Source organism: Nocardioides sp. AX2bis (assembly GCF_902506435.1).
Lineage (GTDB): Bacteria > Actinomycetota > Actinomycetes > Propionibacteriales > Nocardioidaceae > Nocardioides.
This window is the reverse complement of sequence record NZ_LR733215.1, coordinates 2,239,277-2,264,854: the sequence shown is the minus strand read 5'-3', so window position 1 is coordinate 2,264,854 and position 25,578 is coordinate 2,239,277. Positions and strand designations below refer to the sequence as shown.

24 protein-coding genes are annotated in these 25,578 nt (G+C 70.8%); 14 read left to right on the top strand and 10 right to left on the bottom strand.

Annotation, left to right across the window (positions count from 1 at the left end; translation table 11 throughout):
* The first annotated feature begins 111 nt into the window (after positions 1-111).
* Entirely contained in the window at positions 112-1,023 is a 912-nt protein-coding gene (locus tag GV155_RS10835; protein ID WP_160007861.1) for a CHAD domain-containing protein, read from the top strand.
* 78 nt (positions 1,024-1,101) lie between these two features.
* Here GV155_RS10835 and GV155_RS10830 read toward each other — a convergent pair whose 3' ends face one another.
* From GV155_RS10830 to GV155_RS10815, 4 genes are read right to left on the bottom strand one after another with little or no spacing between them, the layout of a single operon-like run.
* Positions 1,102-2,511, bottom strand: coding sequence for a metallopeptidase TldD-related protein (locus GV155_RS10830; protein ID WP_160007859.1), 1,410 nt, complete (start codon positions 2,509-2,511; stop codon positions 1,102-1,104).
* Entirely contained in the window at positions 2,511-4,037 is a 1,527-nt protein-coding gene (locus tag GV155_RS10825) for a TldD/PmbA family protein (RefSeq protein ID WP_160007857.1), read from the bottom strand. Before GV155_RS10825 ends, GV155_RS10830 begins: the two co-directional genes overlap by 1 nt.
* 22 nt (positions 4,038-4,059) lie before the next feature.
* The gene (locus GV155_RS10820) at positions 4,060-7,254 is read right to left on the bottom strand and encodes an AAA family ATPase (RefSeq protein ID WP_160007855.1); all 3,195 of its coding nucleotides are present in this window, start codon (positions 7,252-7,254) and stop codon (positions 4,060-4,062) included.
* Positions 7,251-8,477, bottom strand: a complete 1,227-nt coding sequence (locus GV155_RS10815; RefSeq protein ID WP_160007853.1) for an exonuclease SbcCD subunit D — start codon at positions 8,475-8,477, stop codon at positions 7,251-7,253. Before GV155_RS10815 ends, GV155_RS10820 begins: the two co-directional genes overlap by 4 nt.
* A gap of 164 nt (positions 8,478-8,641) precedes the next feature.
* Between GV155_RS10815 and lon the strand changes: the two genes are divergently transcribed.
* The 5 genes from lon to GV155_RS10790 all read left to right on the top strand — a co-directional run bounded on the left by lon (position 8,642) and on the right by GV155_RS10790 (position 13,294).
* A complete protein-coding gene (gene lon / locus GV155_RS10810; RefSeq protein WP_160007851.1) occupies positions 8,642-11,017 on the top strand; it encodes an endopeptidase La in 2,376 nt (791 codons plus the stop codon).
* Between the two features lie 30 nt (positions 11,018-11,047).
* Positions 11,048-11,671: a methyltransferase domain-containing protein gene (locus GV155_RS10805; RefSeq protein ID WP_160007849.1), complete on the top strand. Its 624-nt coding sequence runs from the start codon at positions 11,048-11,050 to the stop codon at positions 11,669-11,671.
* A gap of 41 nt (positions 11,672-11,712) precedes the next feature.
* On the top strand, positions 11,713-12,132 hold the full coding sequence (locus GV155_RS10800; protein ID WP_160007847.1) for an adenylyltransferase/cytidyltransferase family protein: 420 nt from the start codon (positions 11,713-11,715) through the stop codon (positions 12,130-12,132).
* 101 nt (positions 12,133-12,233) lie between these two features.
* Positions 12,234-12,923 (top strand): hypothetical protein, encoded by a 690-nt coding sequence (locus GV155_RS10795; protein ID WP_160007845.1) that lies wholly within the window; start codon positions 12,234-12,236, stop codon positions 12,921-12,923.
* Positions 12,914-13,294, top strand: coding sequence for a DNA glycosylase AlkZ-like family protein (locus GV155_RS10790; protein WP_236554256.1), 381 nt, complete (start codon positions 12,914-12,916; stop codon positions 13,292-13,294). The genes GV155_RS10795 and GV155_RS10790 overlap by 10 nt, the downstream gene beginning before the upstream one ends.
* Here the strand turns inward: GV155_RS10790 and GV155_RS10785 are convergent.
* Positions 13,261-13,671 carry an AMIN-like domain-containing (lipo)protein gene (locus GV155_RS10785; RefSeq protein WP_160007843.1) on the bottom strand — a complete coding sequence of 137 codons (411 nt, stop codon included), beginning with the start codon at positions 13,669-13,671 and terminating at the stop codon, positions 13,261-13,263. The genes GV155_RS10790 and GV155_RS10785 overlap by 34 nt on opposite strands.
* A 242-nt stretch (positions 13,672-13,913) precedes the next feature.
* On the opposite strand from GV155_RS10785, the gene GV155_RS21130 reads away from it, so the two are divergent.
* The 6 genes from GV155_RS21130 to GV155_RS10760 all read left to right on the top strand — a co-directional run bounded on the left by GV155_RS21130 (position 13,914) and on the right by GV155_RS10760 (position 17,661).
* A complete protein-coding gene (locus GV155_RS21130) occupies positions 13,914-14,234 on the top strand; it encodes an AMIN-like domain-containing (lipo)protein (RefSeq protein WP_442938839.1) in 321 nt (106 codons plus the stop codon).
* A complete protein-coding gene (arr, locus tag GV155_RS10780; RefSeq protein WP_160007841.1) occupies positions 14,231-14,647 on the top strand; it encodes an NAD(+)--rifampin ADP-ribosyltransferase in 417 nt (138 codons plus the stop codon). The genes GV155_RS21130 and arr overlap by 4 nt, the downstream gene beginning before the upstream one ends.
* Before the next feature lie 465 nt (positions 14,648-15,112).
* On the top strand, positions 15,113-15,721 hold the full coding sequence (locus tag GV155_RS10775) for a hypothetical protein (RefSeq protein ID WP_160007839.1): 609 nt from the start codon (positions 15,113-15,115) through the stop codon (positions 15,719-15,721).
* Positions 15,718-16,239: an RNA polymerase sigma factor gene (locus GV155_RS10770; protein WP_160007837.1), complete on the top strand. Its 522-nt coding sequence runs from the start codon at positions 15,718-15,720 to the stop codon at positions 16,237-16,239. The genes GV155_RS10775 and GV155_RS10770 overlap by 4 nt, the downstream gene beginning before the upstream one ends.
* A 273-nt stretch (positions 16,240-16,512) precedes the next feature.
* Entirely contained in the window at positions 16,513-16,821 is a 309-nt protein-coding gene (locus GV155_RS10765) for a putative quinol monooxygenase (protein WP_160007835.1), read from the top strand.
* Positions 16,822-17,106: 285 nt separating this feature from the next.
* Positions 17,107-17,661 (top strand): GNAT family N-acetyltransferase, encoded by a 555-nt coding sequence (locus tag GV155_RS10760; protein ID WP_160007833.1) that lies wholly within the window; start codon positions 17,107-17,109, stop codon positions 17,659-17,661.
* Positions 17,662-17,861: 200 nt separating this feature from the next.
* On the opposite strand, the gene GV155_RS10755 is transcribed toward GV155_RS10760, so the two are convergent.
* Complete coding sequence (locus GV155_RS10755; RefSeq protein WP_160007831.1) at positions 17,862-18,500, bottom strand: HAD family hydrolase; 639 nt, start codon at positions 18,498-18,500, stop codon at positions 17,862-17,864.
* A 239-nt stretch (positions 18,501-18,739) separates the two neighbouring features.
* Between GV155_RS10755 and GV155_RS10750 the strand changes: the two genes are divergently transcribed.
* Positions 18,740-19,273 carry a hypothetical protein gene (locus GV155_RS10750; RefSeq protein WP_160007829.1) on the top strand — a complete coding sequence of 178 codons (534 nt, stop codon included), beginning with the start codon at positions 18,740-18,742 and terminating at the stop codon, positions 19,271-19,273.
* Positions 19,274-19,470: 197 nt separating this feature from the next.
* Here the strand turns inward: GV155_RS10750 and GV155_RS10745 are convergent, their stop codons facing one another.
* The 3 genes from GV155_RS10745 to GV155_RS10735 form a co-directional block, all read right to left on the bottom strand.
* The gene (locus GV155_RS10745; RefSeq protein ID WP_160007827.1) at positions 19,471-20,430 is read right to left on the bottom strand and encodes a CU044_5270 family protein; all 960 of its coding nucleotides are present in this window, start codon (positions 20,428-20,430) and stop codon (positions 19,471-19,473) included.
* Positions 20,403-20,996, bottom strand: a complete 594-nt coding sequence (locus tag GV155_RS21125; RefSeq protein ID WP_442938838.1) for an RNA polymerase sigma factor — start codon at positions 20,994-20,996, stop codon at positions 20,403-20,405. The genes GV155_RS10745 and GV155_RS21125 overlap by 28 nt, the downstream gene beginning before the upstream one ends.
* A 592-nt stretch (positions 20,997-21,588) precedes the next feature.
* The gene (locus GV155_RS10735) at positions 21,589-22,212 is read right to left on the bottom strand and encodes a DJ-1/PfpI family protein (protein ID WP_160007823.1); all 624 of its coding nucleotides are present in this window, start codon (positions 22,210-22,212) and stop codon (positions 21,589-21,591) included.
* Positions 22,213-22,230: 18 nt separating this feature from the next.
* Between GV155_RS10735 and GV155_RS10730 the strand changes: the two genes are divergently transcribed.
* Positions 22,231-23,634 carry an aminotransferase-like domain-containing protein gene (locus tag GV155_RS10730; protein WP_201300140.1) on the top strand — a complete coding sequence of 468 codons (1,404 nt, stop codon included), beginning with the start codon at positions 22,231-22,233 and terminating at the stop codon, positions 23,632-23,634.
* Positions 23,635-24,974: 1,340 nt separating this feature from the next.
* Here GV155_RS10730 and GV155_RS10725 read toward each other — a convergent pair.
* Positions 24,975-25,553: an isochorismatase family protein gene (locus GV155_RS10725; RefSeq protein ID WP_160007821.1), complete on the bottom strand. Its 579-nt coding sequence runs from the start codon at positions 25,551-25,553 to the stop codon at positions 24,975-24,977.
* Between the last annotated feature and the right edge of the window lie 25 nt (positions 25,554-25,578).

The following is a 25,578-nucleotide window of genomic DNA, read 5'->3' as shown; positions in this document are numbered from 1 at the left end:
GCCGAGATGACGCTCGCGGACAGCCGAGATGACGCTCGCGGCGCCTCGAGATGACGGTTCCGGCGCGCCGGGGTGGTGGCCGAGGGCCGTACGGCGGTCCAGACTGCGGCGGTGGCCGCCCTCGCCCCCTCCTCACCCGCCCGTGACGTCCTGCAGCGCCGGCTGACCGGGCTCGCCGAGCGGCTTCCGGGCGCCGTCGCCGCGGCGCAGGCTGACCGGGACGACGGGCTGCACCGCACCCGCACCACCTGCCGCCGGCTCCGCGCGGTTCTCGCGGCGTACCGGCCCCTGGTCGACCGGGACGAGGTCGAGCCGGTGCGGGCCGAGCTGCAGTGGCTGGCCCGGGCGCTGGGGGAGCGCCGCGACGTCGAGGTCGTCGGCGAGCGCCTGGCCCGGCTGCTGGACGAGGAGGAGCCGCGCCTGGTGCGGGGACCCGTACGCCGCCGGCTGGCCACCCACCAACGTGCCGCGCGGAGGACGGCCGGTGCCGCCGACGACGTCCTGGGCTCGGACCGCTGCGCGCGGCTCGTCGATGCCGTGCGCCGGCTGGCCGAGACGCCACCGTGGACCGACCGGGCGGAGAAGAAGGCCGCGAAGGTCGTGACCACCCGGCTGCGCAAGGAGCTGTCGCGCGTCGCCGACCGGGTGGACGCCGTGCCCGACGTCGCCCCGGGGAGCCGCGCGGAGCGCGAGCGCGACGACGCCGTGCACGACCTGCGCAAGGCGGTCAAGCGGCTGCGGTACGCCGCCGAGGTCGCCCGCCCGGCGTTCGGCGCGGACGCCGACCGCCTCACGAAGCGGGCCAAGCGGCTGACCACGGCGCTGGGGGACCGTCAGGACACCGTCGAGACCCGGGCTCTGCTGCGGACCCTCGCCGCCGAGGCGGAGCGCTCCGGGGAGCCGACCTTCACCTGGGGGCGGCTGCACGCCCGGGAGGAGGCTGCCGCGCACGCCGTCGAGGCCGACCTGCCCCGGCTGTGGCACGAGGTCGCCCGCGACAAGACCAGTGGCTGGGTGCGCTGAGCGGCAGCGAGGGCGCCGCAAGCGTCACCTCGAGGCGCCGCGAGCGTCATCTCGGCTGTCCGCGAGCGTCATCTCGGCTCAGAGGGCCTGGGAGACGCTGGACATGTTGAAGTCCGGCACCCGCAGCGGTGGCATCGCGGTGCGGGAGAAGTAGTCGTCGCCCCACTCCCGGCTGAACCCGGGCACGGTCGCCCCGGCGTGGCTGAAGCGGCGCAGCAGGTCGACCGGGCTCTCGTTGAAACGGAAGTTGTTGACCGCGCCGGTCACCTCGCCGTCCTCGACGAGGTAGACCCCGTCGCGGGTCAGCCCGGTCAGCAGCAGGGTCTGGGGGTCGACCTCGCGGATGTACCACAGGCAGGTCAGCAGCAGGCCGCGCTCGGTGCCGGCGACCAGGTCGTCGACGCTCCCGGACGCGCCGTCGACCTCGAGCACGAGGTTGTCGACGTACGGGGTCACGGGCAGGTCTGTCATCGCCGCGGAGTGCCGGGTCTGGATCAGCGAGGTCAGCTCGCCGTCGCGCAGCCAGTCGGTGCGGCCCAGCGCCAGCCCGTTGTCGAAGACCGACGACTCGTTGGACGACGTCGTGGCGAGCACGAACGGGGCGCACTCCAGCCCGGGCGCGGCGGGGTCGGACCACAGCCCGACCCCGGGGCGGGCGAGCCGGTCGCCGACGCGGGTGCCGCCGCCGCGGCGGCTGTAGACCGACTGGCCCTCGTGGGCGTCGCGCCCGCCGGCGTACCAGTAGGCGTCGATCATCAGGTCGGCCACGGCCGTCGGCGGCAGGATCGTGTCGTAGCGCCCGGCCGGGAGGTCGACGCGCCGCTCGGCCCAGGCCAGGCGCTTGGCCAGCTCGTCGTCGAGGGCCAGCGGGTCGACGTCGGTGAAGTCGCGGGTCGCGGCGCCGACCCAGGCGCTGCGGGTCAGGTCGGCGCTCTTGCCGGTGACCCCGACGTGGCCGTTGGGCTGGACGTGGCGCAGCCGCAGGCCGGTGCTGGAGGCGAGGTACGTCGTGGTCATCTCGTGGTTGACGAACCCGTAGAGCACCCGACCGGCGGACCGGGCACGCCCGAAGGCCTCGCCGAGCGCGGGGGCGATGGTGGCGTACACCTCGACGTCGGTCGGCTCGGGGGCCTCGGCCCAGTCCGGCGACACCCGGTCCCCGAGCAGCTCGGCGACGTCCTCGGCCGGCGAGGAGGCCCGGGCCGCGGCGTCGGCGGACGCCACCAGCACCTCGACCTGGTCGCGGGTGGTCGCGGTGGAGGTGACGGATCCGGTGCCGGTGCCGGCGGCGGACCGCACGAACGAGACCACGGTGACCGACAGAGCATGCATCACGCCGTTGGTGGTCAGGGTGTTGGTGGCCCAGCGCAGGTTCGCGCTGGTGGCGTCGCGGACGACGACCACGCAGTCGTCGGCGGAGCTGGCGGCCAACGCGTGCTCGGCGAGGTCCTGGGGCGTGGGCGCGCCAGCGGGTCCGGGGGTGGCCATCACTGGCCTCCTTCCTCGGCGGTGTTGAGGATCGACACGCCGCGGAACAGCGACGTCGGGCACCCGTGGCTGACCGCCGCGACCTGGCCGGGCTGGGCCTTGCCGCAGTTGAAGGCCCCGCCCAGCACCCAGGTCTGCGGGCCGCCGACGGCCTCGAGCGAGCCCCAGAAGTCCGTCGTCGTGGCCTGGTACGCCACGTCGCGCAGCTGGCCGCGCAGCTCCCCGTCCTCGATCGCGTAGAACCGCTGACCGGTGAACTGGAAGTTGAACCGCTGCATGTCGATCGACCAGGACTTGTCGCCGACGACGTAGATGCCGCGCTCGACCCGACCGATCAGCTCCTCGGTCGACGGGCCGTCGGGGTCCGGCTGCAGGGAGACGTTGGCCATCCGCTGGACCGGGACGTGGCCGGGGGAGTCGGCGTACGCGCAGCCGTTGGAGCGCCCGCCGTTGAGCTCGGGCATCATCTCGCCCATCGCCCGGTCGAGCTGGTAGCCGACCAGGACACCGTCGCGGACGATGTCCCACGACTGGGTCTGCACCCCCTCGTCGTCGTACCCGACGGTCGACAGGCCGTGCGGGTACGTCCGGTCGCCGGTGACGTGCATGACCTCGCTGCCGTAGCGCAGCGTGCCGAGGTGGTCCGGCGTGGCGAACGAGGTCCCGGCGTAGTTGGCCTCGTAGCCCAGCGCCCGGTCGAGCTCGGTGGCGTGCCCGATCGACTCGTGGATCGTCAGCCACAGGTTGGAGGGGTGCACCAGCAGGTCGTAGGTGCCCGGCTGCACCGACGGCGCCGCGAGCTTCTCGGCCAGCAGGTCCGGCACCTCGGCCAGCTCGGCGTCCCAGTCCCAGGCGCCCTGGGCCGGCGTGCCGGTGCAGTACTCCCAGCCCCGGCCCACCGGCGGCGCGATGCTGGCCATCGAGTCGAAGGAGGTCGCGGTGGAGCCCATGGCCTCGAAGCCGGGCTGCATCCGGACCCGCTGCTGCGTGGTCCGGGTGCCGGTGAGGTCGGCGTAGTACTTGTTCTCGTGCACCTGCAGCAGGAACGCCGTCGCGTGGTCGACCGCGTCGCTGCGGCGCAGCCGCTCGGTCCAGTCCACGAGCACGGCGGCCTTCTCGGCCACGGGGACCCCGAGCGGGTCGACGTCGTAGGCCGAGACCCAGGTGACGTCGTCGTACGTCGGCTCGGGCGCGAGGCGGACCGGCTCGGTCGTCATCGTGGCCGCGACCCGGGCGACCCCGACGGCGCGCTCGGCCACGGCGACCGCCTCGGCCTCGGTCAGCACCACGCCGGAGGCGAAGCCCCAGGCGCCACCGTGCAGGACGCGGACGGCGAAGCCGAGGTCCTCGGCGTCGCTGGCGCCCTGGAGCACCCCGTCGCGCACGCCGAGATGTTGCGAGCGGACCCGCTCGAGGCGGAAGTCGGCGTGCGTGGCGCCGAGCTGCTCGGCCCGCCCGAGGGCGACCTCGCCGAGCAGTCGGTGGGGCAGCGCCGCGAAGGTGGGATCGAGGGTGGGACCGCTCATGGCCGTGAACCTACCCGCCCGCTCACCGGTGGATCGCAAGGCGCGAGCCGGTGCGGGCCTTGGTCACCCGCAGCTGGACCGGGATCCGGTCGCGCATCTCGGCGACGTGGCTGACCACGCCGACGACCCGGCCGCCGTCGCGCAGCGCGTCGAGGGTGTCCATCACGTCGTCGAGGGTGTCGGCGTCCAGGGAGCCGAACCCCTCGTCGACGAAGAGGGTGTCCAGCTCGACGCCGCCGGCCTCGGCCGTGATCACGTCGGACAGCCCGAGCGCCAGGGCCAGCGAGACCACGAAGGTCTCCCCGCCCGAGAGCGTGGAGGGGTTGCGCGAGAGCCCCGACCAGTCGTCGCGCACCAGCAGGCCGAGGCCGCCGCGGCGGTCGCGGCCGCGGTCGGCGGTGTGCTCGAGGGCGTAGCGCTGGTCGCTCATCCGGGCCAGCCGGACGTTGGCGGCGGCGACCACCTGGCTCAGCCGGTAGGCCAGCACGTAGGCCGAGAACCGGATCTGCCACCGGTTGTCGGCGCTGCGGCCCTCGGCGAAGGTCGAGAGGCGGGCCACCAGGTCGAGCTCGTCGCGCAGCGGCGTCCAGCGGGCCACGGCGGCCGTGACCTCGGCGTCGAGCTCGCCGAGCCGGGCGGCGCGGTGCGCGACCTGGCGCTGGCGGCCGCGGTGGTCGCCGAGCCGGTCGAGGGCGGCGCGGTGCGTCGCCTCGAGCGCCGGGAGGTCGGGCTGCGCCTGGTCCCCTCCGGTCGCGGGGCCGGGATCGGTGTCGCGCAGCACCGCGGTGACGGCGCTCAGCCGCTCCCGGTGCCGGCGGACGCGGGCGTCGAGGGCGTCGACGTCGGCACCGGGCAGGGTGGCGTCGCGGGCCTGCTCGGGGGAGGCGAAACCGGCGTGCTCGGCCGCCGCAGCCAGGGCCGCGGTGGCTTCGAGGACGTGCGTCCGTGCCGAGACCAGGGCCTCGGCGGCCCGCACCGCGCGCCGCGCTGCGCCCACCCGGTCCAGGTGGTGGCGCTCGGCGGTGTCCAGGTCGGGGTGCCCCCCGCGGACCGCGGCCAGCTCGGCGTCCAGGGCGACGCACTGCTCCTCCAGGGCGGTGCGACGCTCCTCGGCGCGGTCCAGGGCGGAGCGGGCCTCGGTCAGCGCGGCCTGACGCGCCTCCTGCTCCTGCTCGACACGGTCCAGGTCGCGGTGGTGCTGCTCGAGACCGGCGGCCTCGGCCTCCAGCGCCGCGCACGCCGCCCGGGCCACCTCGGTCCGGGCGAGCAGCTCGTCGGTCTCGTCGTCGCCCGCGCGCGCCCGGGCTGCAGCCAGCCGGCTCTCCAGGTCGCGGACCTCCTCGTCGCGCAGGTGCGCCACGGTGTTGGCCTGGTCGACGTCGTGCTGGGCGCGGCGCTCGGCGGTCGCGTCCGGTGACCCGGGGGCGGGGTCGGCCTTGGTGGGGTGCTCGGCGGAGCCGCAGACCGGGCAGCTCGCCCCGACGGCGAGTCCGACGGCCAGCTCGGCGGCCATCCCGGCGATGCGACGCTCGCGGAGGTCGAGCAGGACCTCGCGGGCGGCCAGGACCTCGTCGCGGGCCTCGGCGTGCCGCTGACGGGCCGGAGCGAGGAGGGTGAGGACACGGTCGGCGTCGCGGGCCGCGGTGCTGCGGGCCTCGAGGTCGCGGACGGTACGACGCTCGGCCTCCGCCCGGACGACGGCCTGCTGGGCGCCGGCGGCCCTGGAGCGCAGGGTTGCGATCTCGGTCGGGGCGCCGGCGCAGGCTTCGACGAGGTCGGCGACCTGCGCGGTGCGGCGGGCGACCTCCGTGCGGACCTCGGCCAGCCCGGCGGCCACCTCGCGGGCGCGGTGCTCCAGGGAGCGGGCTCCGTCGACCGCGGTGGCGTCGGCCAGCGCGGCGTCGGCCTGCTCGTGCATCCAGGTGAGGTCGGCGGCGTCCTGGGTGGTGGGGGTCTCGTGACGCTCGCTGCGCTCGCTCCTCGACCACCGGGGGGCGTCCTGGGTGGTGGGGGTCTCGTGACGCTCGCTGCGCTCGCTCCTCGACCCCCGGGGCTCGCTCTTGGACCCCCGGTCGTCCGGCAGGTCGAAGAGCGTCGGCTCGTCGGCATCGTCCTCCGGCTCCGGCACCTCCAGGACCGGGGCGGGGCCCAGCAGCGCCTCCGCCTCGGCCCACGCCACGGCGTGGTCCTTCCCGGCGCGGTCCTGCTGGCCGAGCGCTGCGGTCAGCCGGGTGCGGAGCGGAGCGACGGGGGCCGCGCGGCGAGCGGCCTCGAGGCGGCGTACCTCCTCGTCGTGGTCGTCGGTGCGCGCGCGGAGCACCTCGAGCTCGGCCGTCGCCGCCGAGCGGCGGGCGAGCCGCTCGGCCTCCACGCGGGCGGCCTCGAGCAGGGCGCGGGCCTCCTGCTCCTGCGTGGCGACGTCGGCGAGGCCGGCGTCGAGCGTGGCCCGGTCGTCGTCAGCGGCCCGGGCGAGCTCGTGCGTCCAGGCGGTGACCTCGCCGGAGCGCGCCGGCAGGGCGAGGTCGTCCAGGTCCCACGCGGGAAGGTCGGCGCCGCCGACCTCGGCGACGCGACCGAGGGTGCCGGAGAGGTCGAGGTGGGCGCGGTCGTGCTCGCGGCGGGCCTCGCTGCGGCGCTCGCGCAGCCAGGACTCGGCTCGCTCGAAGCGGGCGGTGCCGAACAGGCGCTGCAGCAGCTTCTGCCGCTCGTCGGAGTCGGCGCGCAGGAAGGCCTGGAAGCGCCCCTGGGGCAGCATCGCGACCTGCGTGAACTGGGCCAGGTTCATCCCCAGCAGCGTCGTAGCCAGGTGCCCGGCCTCGTCGAGCCGGGTGGTGAGCGTGGTCCACGACCCGTCGACCCGCTCGCGGACCCGGACGCTGGCCTGCTGCTGGGTCGTGCCTGTGCCGCGCTTCTTGGGCCGCTGCCAGGCCGGGGTCCGGGTCAGCTCGAAGCGGCGTCCTGCCAGGGTCGCGACCAGGCGTACGCGCGGCTCCGCGCCCTCGGCGGCCTGGTCGGAGCGCAGCCGCCGGGCGGCAGCGCGGTCGCCGGGGACCTCGCCGTAGAGCGCGAAGCAGACCGCGTCCAGGACGCTTGTCTTGCCGGCGCCGGTCGGCCCGGACAGCAGGAACAAGCCGCCCTCGGCCAGCGCGTCGAGGTCGACGGTGACGGCGTCCGTGAACGGGCCGAACGCCGCGACCTCCAGCTCGTGCAGCCTCACCGACCCACCCCCGACGCGGGGTCGGTCTCCGAGGCGTGATCCGACCCGGCGCTCAGCAGCGTGTCGACGTCGGTGTCCTCGCAGCACGCGTCGACGGCCTCGTGGAGCAGAGCCAGTTCGGCGTCGGCGGGCTCGGCGCCGCGCATGGTGGTCAGGAACTCGGTCGCCAGCTCCCGGTCGGTACGCCGGGTGCCGCGCGCCGCGCCGTCGCCGAGCACGGCCAGGCCCGGGGGAGGGGTCGCGAAGGACAGCAGCAGGGCGTGCGGGAAGCGTCGCCGCAGCTGCTCCATCGCCTGGAGCGGGCGGCTGGCGTCGGTGAGCGTCGCCTCCACCCAGGACCCCTCGTGCACCGCGTGCCGGGGGTCGCCGAGCAGCTCCTCCAGCGAGCCGCGCAGCCGGGCCAGCGGGCGGGGGACCGGGGCGTCGACCCAGGTCGCGTCGACGCCGCCGGTGGCGTCGAGGTCGACCAGCCAGGAGCCCTTGCGGTGCTCGGCCTCGGAGAAGGAGTAGGCCAGCGGCGAGCCGGAGTAGCGCAGCCGGTCGGTCAGCGCACGGCGGCCGTGCAGGTGGCCGAGGGCGACGTAGTCGACGCCGTCGAAGACCGACCCGGGCACCAGCGAGACCCCGCCGACGCTGATGTCGCGCTCGGAGTCGCTGGCCTCCGGCGCGGTCCCGCCGGCGGCGACGAAGGCGTGGGCCAGGACGACCGAGCGGGTGCCGGCCGGGCGGGTGGCGAGGTCGGCGCGCACCCGGCGCATCGCCTCGGCCATCGCGCTCTCGTGGCTGCGCACGGGCAGGCCCCAGGCGTCGGTGACGGTGTGCGGGTCGAGGTAGGGCAGGCCGTGCACGGCGACGGGGCCGTGGTCGTCCTCGAGCAGGACCGGGACCCCGACCGCGGACACGTCGGCACGGATGTGGACCCCGGCGGCGTCGATCAGCCGGGAGCTGAAGCCGAGCCGCTGGGCGGAGTCGTGGTTGCCGCTGGTCAGCACGACCCGCGCCCGCGAGGCGGCCAGCCGGGCCAGGGACTCGTCGGCCAGGCGCACGGCGTCGACCGGCGGCAGCGCCCGGTCGTAGACGTCGCCCGCGACCAGCACCGCGTCGACCTCCTCGGACGCGACGACCTCGAGCAGGTGGTCGACGAACGCGGCCTGGTGCTCGAGCATGCCCTCCCGGTGGAAGGACCGGCCCAGGTGCCAGTCGGAGGTGTGGAGCAGCCGCATGCGACGAACGTAGACGGCTCCGCCGACAGCCCCCGGGACGCACGCCGGAGGGACCCCGGATCCACCCCCCGGGTTCGCCCACGGTGAACACCGGAAGCACGACGCCGCCCCCGAGGTTGAGTCGATCGCACTCAACGTGCGCCCGCACCGTCCCTGGAGGATCCATGTCCGACCCCGTCACCCCCGCCGACGCTCCCGTCCAGAAGCTGCCGGTCCTCTTCGTCCCCGACCTCGTCGTGCTGCCCGGCATGGTCGTCTCGATCGAGCTCGACGACGCGGCCCGCGCCACGGTCGACGCCGCGCGCTCGGGCAGCGACGGCCGGCTGCTGGTCGCTCCGCGGCTGGACGACCGCTACGCGGCGTACGGCGCCGTGGCGACCGTCGAGCGCGTCGGTCGCGTGCAGGGCGGCACCGAGGCCGCCATCCTCAAGGCCGACCAGCGGGCCCGGATCGGCTCCGGCGTGACCGGCCCCGGCGCGGCGCTGTGGGTCGAGGTCGAGCCGGTCGCGACCGACGCGGACGCCAGGAACGACCAGCGGGTCCAGGAGCTCGCCGAGGAGTACAAGCGCCTCGTCGTCGCCACCCTGCAGCGCCGCGAGGCCTGGCAGGTCATCGACCAGGTCCAGCGGGTCACCGACCCCGGTGCCCTGGCCGACCTCGCCGGCTACGCGCCGTACCTCTCCGACGAGCGCAAGCGCGAGCTGCTCGAGACCCCGCAGGTCGCCGCCCGCCTCGAGCTGGTCGTCGGCTGGACCCGCGAGCACCTCGCCGAGATGGAGCTGACCGACAAGATCGGCCACGACGTCGCCGAGGGCATGGAGAAGAGCCAGCGCGAGTTCCTGCTGCGCCAGCAGCTCGCCGCGATCCGCAAGGAGCTCGGTGAGGGCGAGCCCGAGGGCGCCGACGACTACCGCGCCCGGGTCGAGGCCGCCGCGGTGCCCGACGCCGTGCGCGAGTCGATGCTGCGCGAGGTCGACAAGCTCGAGCGGGCCAGCGACCAGAGCCCGGAGACGTCCTACCTGCGGACCTGGCTCGACACGGTCCTCGACCTGCCCTGGTCGGTGCGCACCGACGACACCACCGACGTCGCCGCGGCCCGCGCCGTGCTCGACGCCGACCACCACGGCCTCGAGGAGGTCAAGGACCGGATCACCGAGTACCTCGCCGTCCGCGCCCGTCGCGCCGAGCGCGGCCTGCAGGTCGTCGGCGGTCGCGGCTCCGGCGCCGTGATGCTGCTTGCGGGACCTCCCGGCGTCGGCAAGACGTCGCTGGGCGAGTCCGTCGCCCGCGCCCTGGGCCGTGAGTTCGTCCGGGTCTCGCTCGGCGGGGTCCGCGACGAGGCCGAGATCCGCGGCCACCGGCGGACGTACGTCGGCGCCCTGCCCGGTCGCATCGTCCGCGCCGTGAAGGAGGCCGGCTCGATGAACCCGGTCGTCCTGCTCGACGAGGTCGACAAGGTCGGCGCGGACCACCGCGGCGACCCCGCGGCCGCCCTGCTCGAGGTGCTCGACCCGGCGCAGAACCACACCTTCCGCGACCACTACCTCGAGCTCGACCTGGACCTCTCCGACGTGCTCTTCCTGGCCACCGCCAACGTGGTCGAGCAGATCCCGCAGGCCCTGCTGGACCGGATGGAGCTGATCACCCTCGACGGCTACACCGAGGACGACAAGGTGGCCATCGCCCGCGACTACCTGCTGCCCCGGCAGCTCGAGCGCACCGCGATGACGCCCGAGGAGGTCACGGTCACCGACGAGGCGCTGCACGAGCTCGCCGCCAGCCACACCCGCGAGGCGGGCGTACGCCAGATGGAGCGCCTGCTCGCCCGGCTGCTGCGCAAGGCGGCCACCCGCCTGGCGACCCGGCAGGCCAGCGGACCGGTGCACGTCGACGTCGCCGACCTGAAGGACCTGGTCGGCCGCCCGCGGTTCACGCCCGAGGTGGCGGAGCGGACGTCGGTCCCCGGCGTCGCGACCGGCCTGGCCGTGACGGGGCTCGGGGGCGACGTGCTCTTCATCGAGGCCTCCGCCCACGAGGTACGCCCCGGCGGCGCGCCCGGGCTGACCCTCACCGGCCAGCTGGGCGAGGTGATGAAGGAGTCCGCCCAGATCGCGCTCACGTACGTCAAGGCGCACGCCGGCGAGCTCGGCGTCGACCCGGCCTTCTTCGACCGCGCGGTGCACCTGCACGTACCGGCCGGGGCGGTGCCCAAGGACGGCCCGTCGGCCGGGATCACGATGGTCGCCGCGCTGACGTCGCTGGCCACCGGGCGCCCGGTGCGCTCGGAGGTCGGGATGACCGGCGAGGTGACCCTCAACGGGCGGGTGCTGCCGATCGGCGGGCTGAAGCAGAAGCTGCTCGCCGCCCAGCGCGCCGGGCTGACCGAGGTGTTCGTCCCGCTGCGCAACGAGCCCGACCTGGACGACGTGCCCGAGGAGGTCCTCGCCGCGCTCACGGTGCACGTGGTCGGCGACGTCCGCGACGTCGTACGCGGGGCGCTCGGCGAGGCCGCGGAGGTGGCCGTCGAGAGGGCGGCCTGAGCGTCCTGCCGGCCGGGGCATGATCGGGTCATGACAGACGACGAGTGGCCGCCGGGATTCTTCGACCGGCAGGACAGCGCTGACGACGCGGAGTTCTACGTCCCGCCGCGCCTGGTGACCCATCTCGACGACGCCGCGATCGCCGCGGTGAGCGCGCTGTACAACGAGCTCGGGGTGCCGGACGGCAGGGTCCTGGACCTGATGTCGTCCTGGGTGTCCCACCTGTCCGGGGAACCGGCCGGTGGGCTCGTCGTGCTCGGGATGAACGACGTCGAGCTGCGGGCGAACCCGATGGCGGAGCAGGTCGTCGTCCAGGACCTCAACGTCGACCCACGGCTGCCGTTCGAGGAGGCCTCGTTCGACGCGGTGACCTGCTGCGTGTCGGTCGACTACCTCACGCGTCCGGTCGCGGTGCTGCGCGAGGTCAGGCGGGTGCTGCGCCCCGGTGGGGTCGTCGTCCTCACCTTCAGCAACCGGTGCTTCCCGACCAAGGCGGTCCGCGGGTGGCTCTCCACCGACGACGACGGACGGGTCGCGATCGTCCGGGCCTACCTCGAGCAGGCCGGGTTCGACGGGGTGAGGACCGCGCTGCGGACCCCTCCGCGCGGGGGCGGCGACCCGCTGTACGGCGCCTGGGCCCGGATCGGGTCCTAGGCTGGAGGCACCGAGCACGTCGAGCGGTCAGGGGGAGTCGGATGGTCCGAGCATCTCGTGTCTACGTCGACATGGTCGGGGACCTGTTCCACCCCGGCCACATCGCGCTGCTCCGGGCCGCTCGGGAGCTCGGCGACCAGGTGGTGGTGGGCGTGCTGTCCGACGAGTCGGCGGCCGAGTACAAGCGGACGCCGATCATGTCCCTGGCCGAGCGCGTCGCCGTGGTCGAAGCCTGCCGGTACGTGGATGAGGTGATCTCCGACGCGCCGCTGCGCCCGAGCCTGGACTTCCTCGCCACGCACGACCTCGAGCTTGTCGTGCACGGCGACGACCTCGACCCCGACGTGGCGGTCGACGTCTACGGGGAGGCGGTGGACGACGGCCGGCTGCGGCTCGTGCCGCGGACCGAGGGTGTGTCGACCACCGACCTGATCGCGCGCGTGCTGGCGCGGCTCGGGTAGACGCAGATCGCACGTCGACCTGGCCCTTTCACGCACCTGGTGCGTGAAACGGTCAGGTCGACCCGGGCAGGCCGCGCGGCACCCGTGCCAGGATCGGCCGCATGGGCTACGGCTGGCCGGCACTCACCTTCACCCCGTACGGACTCGCGGGGGAGTGGGACGCGCCCCGGTGGCTCGCGACGCTGGACGGCCGCCTCGGTCATCCAGCGACCGGCGTGCAGCTCCAGCACGGGTGGACTCGCGGAAGGGACCCCGAGCGTCCGTGGGTGCGGATCACCTCCCTGCGCAAGGACCGCTACGACGAGCTGGAGATCGACCGTGTCGCGGTGCCCGCTGACGCAGCCGACCACGCGATGTTCGCCTTGACCGACGTCACCATGCCCGCGCCCCTGGTGAGCCCGGACGACTACCGCGACCGCATCACCGAGCAGGGCAGGCGCCAGGCACGTCGACACGACGAGTGGCCGCGGACGACCTGGACCATCGACGACGAAGCCGTGCCTGCCTCGGTCTTCCGGTTCGCCGGGGCCTGGGCCGGTTTCACGACGGCCGGCACGGCGGCCGACGTCATCGTGCTCGGATTCGGGATCGAGCCCGACGGGTTGGCCCTCACCGAGCTGGACGACACCTCGGCCTACCACTTCGACCGGCACCGCGGGACCAAGTTCCCTCAGACCCTCCAGCAGTCCCAGGGCGCCGCGCTGGCCCGCCTCGGTGGCGACTGGAACGACGAGCCGGACCGGTCCTGGCCCGCACACCCCGACCACGCGGCGGCGTTGAGGTGGCTCTGACGAGGGGCACCGAGGCGTCCCTCACCTGGCCCCAGGCCCTCGCCTGGCGCCTGGACCGCCACCTGCTCGACCCGGTCGGCACGGAGCCGGTCGGCGGTGTCGTACGCCGCCTCGGCGCGGTGCTGTCGATGGACGAGACCGCCGCCGAGCTGATGGTGCGCACCCGCCGCGCCGCGTCGGAGCCGGGGGAGCTCGCCGCCGCGCTGAACACCGGCGCGGTGGTCAAGGCGTTCGCCTTCCGCGGGGCGGTGCACTACCTCGCCCCGGAGGACGCCGGCGTCTACCTGGCGCTGCGCGCGGCGGGCAGGCAGTGGGAGCGGACGAGCTGGGTCGACCACTACCGGCTCACCGCCGACGACTGGGAGGCGTAGACGTCCAGGACCGGGCCACCTCCGAGATCGACGACCGTCCCGCTGCCGTCGACGACGGCCCGGTCGACGTAGTTGACGACGTAGCCGGGCGTCCCCCTGCCGCTGAACTCCAGCACGACCCGGTCGAAACGCCCGGCCTCCCCGGTGCGGACGTCCGTCAGCACGAGGAGGGCGTTGCGGGACGGGTCGCTCGTACGACGGCCCGTGCTGCGGCCGAACGCCGGAGGGCCGTCTGCGCTGTCCGCGGTGTCCGCGGTCGTCGACCCCTCGTCGGACGGCGTGGGCGTCGCCGGGCCGGTTGCGGGTCGGCTGCCGCAGCCCGCGGCGAACGCGGCTGCGGCGACCGTGCACACCAGCGCCGTCACCGCGCTACGCACGGCGTACCGCGTCGGATCCTGGGCCATGTTGGTCGTCACCCAGGTAGGACGCCCGGTCTGCCCCTTCCGTTGCCTTCGCGAACGATCTCCGGCATGACGCACGCCTCCGGGGGAGCTACGTCACCGCACTGGCCGGCCGGGAACGCGTCGCCCTAGGGTGCGACGGTGAGCGAGGTGCTGGACGAGGGGCCGTTCTTCCACAAGGCGAACCCGGTCGTCGTCGGGGGAGTGGTGCGCGGGACGTGGGCCCGCCGCAGCGACGACCTCGCGGTGACCTGGCTCGAGGAGAGCCCGCCGCCGGTCGAGGAGATCGAGCACGAGGCAGTGCGCCTGGGGGCGATCCTCGGGCAGGCGGCACCACCGCGCCCGCCCCCGACTACTACGACGGCCCCCGGCGGCTCTCCCCGCTGGACGGTGACGTCGTCGACGGCGTGTACGTGGCGGGCACCTTCGAGGGCTTCACCCAGGTCCTCGCCGGGATCGACGGCGACCGCGCCCCCTTCCGGGTCTTCACCCTCACCTCACCGCCCCGGCTGGTGGTCGACGTGGCCGCGACGGAGTGAGGCGGGGGCCGAGCGGATCAGGTGAGGACCAGGCGCAGGTCGGTACGAAGGCCGACCTGCAGGTCGGCGGCCTCCTCACGGCCGGCTTCCGGTCCAACTACCGGCCCGGGATCGTGATGAACCACGTCTACTTCACCGCACAGGTGGCCGGCGCCGGTCTCGCCGCCGAGCTCGCGTCGGGCGACTGCGAGCCGCGCGTGTACGAGGTCGAGCCGACCGGGGAGCTCGAGGACGACCCGAACGTGACCGACAAGAAGTTCCCCGGCAACCCCACCCGGTCCTACCGAAGCACCGAGCCGATCCGGGTCGTCCGCGAGGTGCTCGACTGGCCACGGTTGACACCCGAGGCGCTGCAAGCGTGGCGGGACCGGCTCGCGGAGATCGAGCGTCAGGGCGGCGAGATCATCAACTGAGTGGGGCTCCGAGGAGGAGCGCTGTCTATGGGGCACGGCGCCGTGGGGCGGCCGACGCCACTTCCCTTGCGTACCGGGCCGAGCGTGCGCACCTCATCCCGAGCCAGCCGGGTGGACGAGGGGCATGATCGCGCTTCTCGGCCGGCCGGCCGGCCGGCACGTGCGTCGTCCCCGTCAACCTCCCCTCACCGGTCATCCCTCCGGACAGGTCATCCGGGACGCTCGTTCTCGGGGTGCCACGTACTGCCTGCGGACGTCCCTCAGGCGGTTCCGCTTGCGGGACGGAGACGGAACGGGATGCTTGCGACCGGGCCTTTCCCGACGCGCCGCCTGTCGGCTCGGTAGGCATTCACGGATAGCCGCTGTCGAGCGTTCGCGAACACGAGTCGGGGTACCGGTGCAGCACTTGGAACCGTGCGGGCCATGTACGGGTTGAAGGATGGTCGACCTGCGAATGGAGTCTCAATGAACGAGCACGAGCTGGACCATCTACTGGCGGATGTGCGGAGGGACGCGACAGCACCCTCGGCCGCACTGGCCCGACTCATTGCGGCTGAGGCAGTCGACCAGGGGATCGAGAAGCCCAAGCAATCGCGTCGCTGGATGCGTCGAGGTGTGGTCGTTCCAGTCAGCATCGGTGCTCTCGCCCTTTCCGCGGCGACCACGTATGGCGCCTATCAGCTGTCTATTCCTCCATTCGTGGGGACCGAGCCTGGAGTCGAGCGCGTCTCGGAGCCAATCTCGGTCGATTACACGACCGAGAAGGGAACGGTTCTCGATTGCGCTCTCTATCTGGAGTTCACGAATGTCAGTCAGACACAGCGCGACGCCCTCAATGCGATGAGCAGCAGCCCGAAGTGGAAAGGATTCGGGCAGCGGATTTACGACGGGCTCCCCGCTGCGAACCGCAGGACGCAGATCGGGCCCGAGCCGCTCTGGTCGGAGCAGGTCACCGAGGCCGTCTATGCCGATGCCCTCGAATCAGTTCCCAGTCTGGAACTGCGCGCTGACGACGACACTGCGAGTATCGAGGGCGCCACGACTCGGTGCGAGTACCCCGAGGGTCAGCGTTGACCGGCCCGAGCGCGGCTGTCATCGAGCGGATTGTCGCAGACCTAGCTCCTGACCTTCTCAACTACTTTCTGCGGCGCGTGGATGTTCGGGAAGATGCAGCGGACCTCCTCAGCGACACGCTGTTGGTGGTCGCACGCCGACCTGAGGCCGTTCCAAGCGACACCCCTGAAGCGCGTCTCTGGGCCTTCGGGGTCGCGCGAAAGACTCTGGCGACGAGTCGTCGGGCAGGGCGGCGGCGCACTGCTCTGGTCGACAAGCTCCGGGACGAACTCGCTGCTGAGAGCCTTGCACCTTCCCCTAGTGCGCACGAGGCGCTGTACACAGCACTCGAACGTCTCGTTCCACTGGATCGCGAGATCATTCGCCTCATTCACTGGGAGGGATTCTCCCAGGAAGATGTCGCGCGCATCATCGGCAAGCCCGCCGGAACCATCCGCAGCCGCTACTCCCGAGCGCGCGCGACTCTTCGTGCCCAGCTGAACTGGGTCGACAGCATCGGTACCGAGCCGCAGCCGTAGCGAGCAACCCTGAAACCAGGGGCCATCCCGGACTGGAGCGCGTCCCGCCCGACCATCCCGTACTGGCCCGCTCCGCGGGCCGATCGGTCACTGGCAAACTCCGGGATCCCGTCGAGGCGACCATCAGGTGATTGCCGTCGATGAGCCGCGGACCCTGCGATCCAGGGTGGGCTTGCGGGGGCGACCAGTGGTACGAAGTCTGTGTGGGCTGCCGGGACCCAGGTCCGACGCCGGCGCCGGACCTGTGTCGGTGGCTGGTGACAGCATCGCGCAATGACCCAGTTCGCATTGATCATCCGGCACCAGACCCGACCCGGCCTCAGGCACGACGTTCGCGAAATCTGGGAGGCCCACATGGCGCCCGCCGTCGACGCCAACCCCGGACACCTCGCCTACTTCTACTGCTTCGACGCCCACGATCCTGACGCGATCAGCGCCTTCCAGGTGTACGAGAGCATCGAGTCGTCGCGGCGCTTCCTGGAGACTGAGGCCTACGCTGGCTACCTGCGCGAGGTCGAGCCACTGCTGTCCGGCCCGCCGCATGTCACCGCGTTGACGCCTGTCTGGGTCAAGCAAACATAGCGACCTGCCCGCGTCGGGGCTGGCCCGTCCGGGTTCCACTCGCGGGCGGACCGTTCGCAACCTGCCACACGGGCTCGCCGGGCGCCGATCGGCTCGTGGGACGGCGACTGGCTTTGCTGCCGACAGGGGGGAGTGACGCCGATAGTGGTTCCTCCTCCAGCGGACGAACGAGTTTAGATACTCGACCGCCTGCGCTCGCGGTCGGGACCACGCTCTAGCGGCCAGGTACACGACCTCACTGCACCGCGTTGGCAGGAGTGAGACCGTGTTTGCCATGGTGACCGCATGAGAGCCTCGCTGGCCCTTCCGCTGCGCACCGACCGACTGGTGCTGCGCCCCTATACGACCACCGACGTAGAACCCACGCTCGACTACTACCGTAACCCGGCGGTGTCGCGCTTCCTATTGACCGAGCCATTCGGCTTCGAGGATGCTCAGCAGGCCGTAGAGAGACGCCGCCAGCGGACCCATCCCACGCAGCCCGGTGACACGTTGGCCCTCGTGGTGGAGAACGACGGACGGGTCGTCGGCGACGTGGTGCTGGAGTTGCTAGGCGAGCGGGCCTCGATGGGCGAGATCGGGTGGTGTTTCCACCCCCGGTACGCCGGGCGGGGCTTCGCAACGGAAGCTGCGTCGGCACTGCTGGACCTCGCCTTCGGACACTACGAGCTGCACCGGGTCAAGGCGCAGATGGACGCTCGCAACACGGCCTCGGCACGACTGTGCGAGCGACTGGGGATGACGAAAGAAGCGCACCTCCGCCAAGACTGGTGGAGCAAAGACGAATGGACCGACACCTTGGTGTATGCCGTTCTTTCTGAAGAGTGGAAGGTTGGCTGAGGGACTCCGCCATTGCCTGTATCCCGCGGCCCATGTGAGTTGGACTCAGACGCACTCAGGTGCCCCTCGTAGGCAATCAGCTGAGGAAGCGGTCCAATCGTCGATCCCGCTATGGCACGCTCCGCGAGCCGATCGGTGTCTGGCCACACGCGATCCACGGGTCCGGCGAGGCGCTCTCAATTGCAGCCGGGTGGTTCCTGTTAAGTCCGGTCGTCGAGCATCGGCAAGACGTCGGTCAACGAACGCGCGGAATCACTGCTGCCACCACGGCGGTCGATCCGCACGGCGGTAATCCCGATAGCCTCGGCACCCGAGCAATAGGCCACCTGGTCGTCCACAAACACGGCCTCGTTCGCGTCCACGCGCAGGGCAGCGAGTGCTGAACGGTAGATGCCCGGGTCGGGCTTTGCTGAGCCGACCTTGCACGAAAGAACTACGTGCTCTGCTCTCGCTACAAGTCCCAAAGCTTGAAGCAGTGGACCTGCGTTTGGTGCGCAGTTACTCACGAACGCGAGCACCATCCCGCGCCTGCGCGCCTCTTCCATGAAGGGAATGACATCGGGATACAAGGTGGCGTGCTCGCGGAGGAGCTCAGCGTCTCGTTGGACGAGTGACTCGACATCGCTGGGCGGCTTCCCCGCGAGCCGGAAGGTGGCTGTGAACGCCTCGTAAGGAGTGACGACGCCGGTCATGATCTCGTGACCGTGAGCGCTGCCCCATTCGCTCCAATCGCTTCTCGTCAACCCAGACGCCGCAGCCAATCCGTCGAGCACGGCGTCGAAATCGACCGTGAGCACGGTGTCGAAGACATCGAGAAGGACAGCGCGGACGTTCGACACGACCCGAGACTAGGCAATGCCTGTCGAACGGCGCAGTGGTGCTTCAAATTCGGAACAGTTCGCGTCCGGTCAGAGGTCGAGCGTGCCACGAAGACCGTCGCCTAACTCGGTGAGCGATCTGGTCTCGTCTCGGCAGAGGAACGGCATCCGGGACTGGGCGAGCCAGCTCTGGAGGCTGGGCTCGCTCTGGCGCCGACAGGCGTGGGCCCGCGCTTCTTCGCGTGTGTCACCCTCCTCAAATGAATGACGACCGACGGCCCAGGAGTCAGGTACGTGACGACGACATCAACGCCGTCATCGGCGTCCTTGCGATTCTGGACGGTGAACTGTTGGCCGGCGCCGTCGAAGACCATCTCGCAACGAAGTACGTCCAACGATTCGTCAGATCAGGGCTACTCGAATCAGCAACGGCTGACGTCACCCCGCCCTCGGTAGGACGCCTCACGCTCGCTATGAGTGAGCTCATTGACCGGCTCAGGTACTCGCTGGGTGAGTACGAAACTGAACCTGGCCCATCGTCGCTGACGACGACGCACGCGCTGGACTTCCCAACCGAGGCTGCTGCGCGGGCGTGTCAAGACGAACTCTTCGCCAGCGCACTGGACACCCTGTTCAGCCCCGCGGATGGAAAGAGCCGATGGCGGCTCTACGTCGTCTACCCCGAGCTCATGCCCGACCCAGACTTTCGCCGCCGAGAGAAGTCGTTAACTATGGTTGCGGAGGCGCACGGGGGTTCCTACCGTGGCTCGCAAGGCTCTCCAGTCCCAGCCTGAATACCCGATGCGTCCAGCGGTCCAAGAGGTCTCGCATCGAGCGCCCCATCTGACCCACTAGGCGATCCTTCTGCGGTGTTCGTCATGCTCCGGCACCGGTCGGCCAGCTCAGCGGTTGGGCGGGGCTGCACGGGCACGTTGACACCGCCAACGATTCCCCAGGGCCAGTCTCTTCTGAGCGACGGGCCAATCGCGCGTCATTCGACAAATTCGGACTTCTCGAAGGCGATGTACTGGATAACTGCCGGAGTGCGGACGTTCAGCTTCCCGGCGTCAGAGGTCAGCATTTCCTCGTACCCGAGCAGTCGTCCATCTTGGGTGTCGAAGATCAGCGTGTAACGGGTGGGAAGGCCGCTGTAGGAAGAGTCGACAGTGAATCCCACCCCCTCACGACCGAGGCGGTCCTTGACCGTCCCGATGGTTTCCACTCCTGCACGGGACGCGACGAATCTGAGGATTGCTGCACGGGTAGCCGGCTCGATTGGGGCCTGGCGGTAAGCCTGGACGATGGAGTCGAAGCTCCCTGCTGTTCCGTTCGCTGCCGGCTGGCCAATGGCTAGTTGACGGGCGAGCTCGTTGTCGTCACTGGACAGGCCCGTAATGGGGTAGTTGAGCTCATCACGGGTCGAGAAGTTCTCTTCGTATGCCTCTCCTTGATAGACGTACTCCGTCAGGACCGAAGTGGTGCCGTCGGGCTGGGTACGAATAGTTTCCGCCTGCGGTACGACCTCGGACTGCACTTCGGAGCCGTCGATGCGGGTGAACAGACTCCAGGACTGCATGGAGACCTGGGCCACGCTTCCTGAGCCGACGTCGTCGGGCAACGCAGACACCGTCTCGGCTAGCGAGCGCAGCGTGGCGGTGGCTCCAGTGGGGGTGGGGGTGTGCGAAGCAGACAGCAGTGGAGGGGTTGCGGCGAACACGGGTGCATTGCTCCCACCAAACAGCGGCAGGGCCACCATTACTGAGGCGGCAGTTGCTAGGCCAGCCACGACGTAGGTCCAGCGGCGGCGGTGGGGCGGCTCCACCGTGGCCGCTGCTGGATCCAGCAGGATGCGCTGAAGAGCGGCGCGTGCCTCAGGCGAATTTGCAGCGTCCGCGCTCACGTTGACCGGGTTCGCGGCAGCGATCAGTTGGCTGGGGGTGTCGTGGCGCATGACTGAACTTCCTCACTCGGGATCGTGTGGGGTGTCTGGATTGGGTGGGTCCCGTGGGCGCTGTCCGCGCGTACAAGCCGTGCGAACTTTCCTCTAGCGCGGTGCGCTCTCACGGCGAATGCGCCAACGCTGCAACCCAGAGCTTTGGCCGCAGAGGTGTGGTCCAGGTCTTCCCAGTAGAGCAACATCAGGACTTCTTGATCTGTGTCGGAGAGTTGCTCAAGTAGGCGTCGAGCCCACAGCTGTTGAGTCACGGAGTCTGCGACTTCATCGAGACGCCCGGCGCCCACGCGTGCGTCACGCTCTTCGCGTGCCTCTCGGCGCGAGTCAGAACGCCGGGAGTTACGAAGTTCGAGCTGTGCGGTGCGGTACAGCCAGGGCAGTCCGTCCCGCAGAGCGCAGTCGTACTTCTGCCAGGCGATCGTGAAGACCGCGGACGTGATTGCGTCGGTGTCACCCTGGGACCGTCGGCGAACGTAGGCCGTGACGTGTCCGTAGTGCTGACGGTAGAACTGGGCGAAGGCTTCGCCATCTCGTCCCTGCGCGTTGGTCCTCACATACCTCATACGTCCACGACCGGTTCGGTCCTTACACCCAACCCAGAACAAACAGCAGGGAGTTGCCGGGGCGGCCAGGTGGCTGGGTCCAATAGGCCGAGGCTGTAGCAGCGCGCGACGAGTCCCGCGCGATTGCCCACCTTGAGCCGGCGCATCGCGTCAGCGCCACTGAGCCCTCGGGAAGAAGCAAGAACCTTTGCTCGTGGTCAGGGTGGTTCTCGACACCCCGATCAAGCGCTCGAGGACCGTCGATGCCGCCAGCAGAAGCGGTCCGATGACGACGTGCGGCAGACCATCGACTCGGCGCGGCAGCGTCGTTCGACCATCCGTGTGCTTCATCACGACATGATGCCCGACCACCGACCACCGACCACCGACCACCGGTCACCGGCCACCGGCCACCGGCCGCCGGGCCGGTGGCGACGAGTGTCAGCGTCGGACCGGGGCTGTTCCGCGAGCCGATCGGCCAGTGGGACCACAGCAGGCGGGCCCGACCACCGTACGTAACTCGCCCGGGAGGGTTCCGCCTGCGTGACAGTCCTCCATGTCGGTGCCGTCCCCACCTTGCTGGGCAGGAGCAGTCCGTGGAGCTGACTGCGACTCAGATGAGCGCCGGAGCAGGTGCCGGGAGATAGGGGCTGACGTTGCGCCACGCGCGGTCGATGTACTCACGCTTCTCGCCGACTGGCGCGACGTACTGGAGGGCGTCCTCGGCGGCCTCGGCTCCCACCAGCCGGGTGATCATCCAGGCGGCGAGGTAGGGCGAGGCCAGGCAACCGCCGGCGGTGGCGACGTTGTCCCTGGCGAAGAACGGCTGGTCGAGGACGTCCACTCCTGCGGCGACGACCCACGGTTTGGTGGTGAGGTCAGTGCAGGCCGGGACGTCCGCGAGGAGACCGAGGCGAGCCAGCACGAGTGCGCCAGAGCACTGAACGGCTACCAGCTGACGCGATGGGTCGAGGCGTCGCAGGACGCCCATGATGGCCGGGTCCTCGACAACCTCACGGGTCGCGATGCCACTACCGACAATGACCGCGTCGGCGTCGCACGCCTCCTCAAGTGTCGTCATCTGTTCGATGACGACGCCGTTCATCGACGTCACCTTCGGCGTGGGGGTGGCGATGGTGACCTGCCAGTCGTCGCCCTTGATCCGGTTCAGCACGCCGAGGGCGATGATGGAGTCGAGCTCGTTGTATCCCTCGAAGGTGAGGATGGCGATGTGCACGGTGGGCCTCCTAGATGAGTGAAGTCGAACCGTAGGAAGCCAAGTCCAGAACAGTCAAAGAATTGTCATGCATACACTGGCGCGGTGCCCGTCTTGAAGTACAAGTCCCTGGTCGATGCGTTCGCGTCCGAGATCAGGGCCGGGCGTCTGGCCGGTGGTGTCCGCCTTCCGACCCACCGGTCACTGGCGGACCGAGAAGGCATCGCGGTGGTGACGGCCACCCGGGTGTACGCCGAGCTGGAGTCGATGGGGCTGGTGAGCCGCGAGCAGGGCAGGGGCACGTTCGTGCGTGAGCTCGCGGTCCCCGCAAGCCACGGCATCGACCAGCAAGCCGTGGCCACCGAAGCGGTCGACCTGAACTTCAACTACCCCGCACTGCCCGGCCAGACCGACCAGCTCCGCGTCGCACTCCGCGAGCTGGCGACCTCCGGCGACCTGAACGCCCTGCTGCACTACCAGCCGCACCGCGGACGACCCCAGGACCGCGCCTCAGTCGTGCGATACCTACGACGTCGCGGCATCGACGCCGACGCCGAGAGGGTGCTCATGGTCAGTGGCGCACAGCACGGCCTGGCCGTCACGGTGATGGCGACGCTCAACGCAGGAGACGTCGTCGCCGTCGACGCCCTCACCTACCCGGGGTTCAAGGTGCTCGCCCAGGCATTCAAGCTCGAACTCGCACCCGTCCCGGGAACCGCGGACGGCCCCGACCTCGACGCTCTCGAGCGACTGTGCGCGACGCGCCAGGTTCGCGCGATCTACACGATGCCCACCTTGCACAACCCGCTCGGCTGGGTCACGCCCACCAGCGACAGAGACCGGCTCGCCCGGCTCGCCCGCCGATGTGGTGCCGTGATCATCGAGGACGCCTCGTATGCCTATCTCGTCGAGGACCCGCCACCGGCGCTCGTCGAGACGTCCCCCGACGTGACCGTCCACGTGTCGGGCCTGTCCAAGAATGTCGCGACCGGGTTGCGCGTCGGGTACCTCGTCGCGCCACCGGCCCTCGTGCCAGACCTCGAGCGCGCGATCCGAGCGACGACGTGGAATACCCCCGCCCTCACCACGGCGATCGCCTGCCGATGGATGGACGACGGAACCGTCGACCGCCTCGAGGAGGACAAGCGCGCAGACGCATCGACGCGGCAGGTCCTGGCGCGCGACGCGCTGGACGGGCTCACGCTCGTGGCCCACCCGTCGTCGTACTTCGCCTGGCTCCCGCTGGCCGAGAGCTCCCGCGCCGACCGCCTCACAGCGGCGCTGGCCCGACAGCAGATCTCCGTCAGCACCGCCGCACCGTTCACCACGACCGCCCACACTCCACAGGCCGTCCGCCTCGCGCTCGGCTCAACCGATCTCAAGAGCCTCCGCGCCACCCTGCTCGTGGTGCGGCAACAGGCCGTGGACGACGCCCGCAACTGAACGCGTCGCACCAAGAGGCGAACTCACAACCCGTCTCGTATGTCGGGCCCGCTGTGGTTACGCTCCGCGTGACGATCGGCCACCGGGCCGTCCTACCGAGGGATGGGGCAAGGGCTGGTGGCCTGAGGGTCGGAGTGCATCTGCCACGCCTGGGCGTGTACGCCCGGCCCAGGACGCGACGCAAATGGGGGCACCGCTAAGCGCTGCCCGTCCAGGCTTCGGACAGGCCATCACATACCGAGGGGCGCCGCCCGATCGGTCCGCAAGATCGCGCGGGTCCGGATCTCACCGGTGGCCCCGATGAGCCCTTCGTCGGCGGGCACGCCCATGAATGGGCAGTGGGAACCCGCTGTGAAGACAGGACGGAGGACGCGTCGGCGGTGCGGCGCCAAGACATCACGGAGTCAGAACCTCCCGTGACCGGGCGGGCCAACCCGCGGTGCCAATACTCAGACTCCCCTCAAGTCCGACGAGCGTTGAGGAGAAACTGATCACTAGCGACTCTCTAGGGATCAGGGGTAGCCACCAAGGCGTGTTGGACAACCGGGCCGAATGACTACCACCTACGGCGAAAAGCGCCGGTTCGGCCTCATCAGGCCAACTTCGTTCTAGCGGGACCGTCGGAAGGCGTACTCCGTCCGATGTAACCCAGACCTTCGCGTTCGGGTCCTCTTCCATCCAGCCACTCATGTCGACCGGCGGTGGGGCCGGATGGCCGTTCCGACCTGCTCGGCCAATCACAGAAACCTCGAACTGAACCCCGACCGAGAAAAGTTGGACGTGACTCACCCAGGCAGCGCTTCCACCTGATCGCGCGATGATGCCGCCCAGGTCAACAGCGACAGGAACCTCGTTCTGCCTGACAGACCAATGTGCTTCAAGTGTGCTCATGGCAAACCTTAGACACGTCGGACCCGCAGGTCGGTCCGCTAGAACCTTCCGCGTGCTGATCCTCGCGTGGAGGGGCCAGTGCGGGATCGATGAAGAAATGTCCCTCAGGAGGCGTGGTCGAGCGAACGGACAAGCTTCGCGCTGCTGCTCGGCAGCAATACCTACTGCAAGTCTGATAAGGAGAGTCAGCAGCACGATGGGGGTTGCAGCGGCCATTGCGACGATCGGGGCCACGACGACGGATTCTGAGCCGATGGCGAGACCGACAGCCAGCACGGCGTTGCGTGGGGCCTTGAAGTCCACCTGAACCGCCATCGCTGACTCGTTGCCGGGGTGAGCGCCCGGATCTGCCGCGATGCGCACGGGTCGTCCCACACAACGATCCCGTACTGGCACGCTCCACAAGCCGGTCGGCTCGCGGTGAATTGAGACGGTCAGAGCGTCCCGGCTCAGTTGTCGCTCGTTGTTGGTGCCAGGAAACGGACGTCTGCGCCGTGGGCCGGGATCGTGATGCCGTCGCCAAGTGACCACTCAGCAGCTCGTGCGGCGTCCTCGGCGCAGACCACGGATTCCCCCAACGCGTACGGAGGGACCGGGTAGGTCCCATGACTGTCGTGCGCCAACACCACCTCGTACCCCAACCGCATCGCGTCCCTGGCGGTCGCAGCGACGCACATCTCGGACATGACCCCGCAGACGGACAACGCGGCGACCCGCCGCTCCTGGAGGAGCAGGTGGAGGTTCGTACCGACGAAGCCGCTGTCCTCGCTCTTCCGGATCACCACGTCAGTCGACGCCGACTCAAGCGACAGCTGCCAGCCCCATGACCCTGGCTCGTCGGGCGCGTCGAGAGCGCCGTCGTTCTGCAGTTGAACGACCAACGCATCGGCCTGCCTCGCGGCGGAGAGCTGCTGAAGCACCGCAGGCAATAGTTGCGGAATTTGCGGTGAGGCGTTTGCGCCCTCGAGAAAGGCCCTCTGCATGTCCACGACGATCAGACATTCGACGACGGGCGCTTTCGGAGACATGTCGCTCAGATGAGAGGCGTGCCAA

What these genes read in the sequence shown, in the direction of transcription:
- GV155_RS10830 (WP_160007859.1), bottom strand. Translation starts at nt 2,511, where the DNA reads ATGGCCACCCCCGGACCCGCTGGCGCGCCCACGCCCCAGGACCTCGCC.
- GV155_RS10825 (WP_160007857.1), bottom strand. Translation starts at nt 4,037, where the DNA reads ATGAGCGGTCCCACCCTCGATCCCACCTTCGCGGCGCTGCCCCACCGA.
- GV155_RS10815 (WP_160007853.1), bottom strand. Translation starts at nt 8,477, where the DNA reads ATGCGGCTGCTCCACACCTCCGACTGGCACCTGGGCCGGTCCTTCCAC.
- lon (WP_160007851.1), top strand. Translation starts at nt 8,642, where the DNA reads ATGTCCGACCCCGTCACCCCCGCCGACGCTCCCGTCCAGAAGCTGCCG.
- GV155_RS10805 (WP_160007849.1), top strand. Translation starts at nt 11,048, where the DNA reads ATGACAGACGACGAGTGGCCGCCGGGATTCTTCGACCGGCAGGACAGC.
- GV155_RS10800 (WP_160007847.1), top strand. Translation starts at nt 11,713, where the DNA reads ATGGTCCGAGCATCTCGTGTCTACGTCGACATGGTCGGGGACCTGTTC.
- GV155_RS10795 (WP_160007845.1), top strand. Translation starts at nt 12,234, where the DNA reads ATGGGCTACGGCTGGCCGGCACTCACCTTCACCCCGTACGGACTCGCG.
- GV155_RS10775 (WP_160007839.1), top strand. Translation starts at nt 15,113, where the DNA reads ATGAACGAGCACGAGCTGGACCATCTACTGGCGGATGTGCGGAGGGAC.
- GV155_RS10765 (WP_160007835.1), top strand. Translation starts at nt 16,513, where the DNA reads ATGACCCAGTTCGCATTGATCATCCGGCACCAGACCCGACCCGGCCTC.
- GV155_RS10760 (WP_160007833.1), top strand. Translation starts at nt 17,107, where the DNA reads ATGAGAGCCTCGCTGGCCCTTCCGCTGCGCACCGACCGACTGGTGCTG.
- GV155_RS10750 (WP_160007829.1), top strand. Translation starts at nt 18,740, where the DNA reads ATGAATGACGACCGACGGCCCAGGAGTCAGGTACGTGACGACGACATC.
- GV155_RS10745 (WP_160007827.1), bottom strand. Translation starts at nt 20,430, where the DNA reads ATGCGCCACGACACCCCCAGCCAACTGATCGCTGCCGCGAACCCGGTC.
- GV155_RS21125 (WP_442938838.1), bottom strand. Translation starts at nt 20,996, where the DNA reads ATGAGGTATGTGAGGACCAACGCGCAGGGACGAGATGGCGAAGCCTTC.
- GV155_RS10725 (WP_160007821.1), bottom strand. Translation starts at nt 25,553, where the DNA reads ATGTCTCCGAAAGCGCCCGTCGTCGAATGTCTGATCGTCGTGGACATG.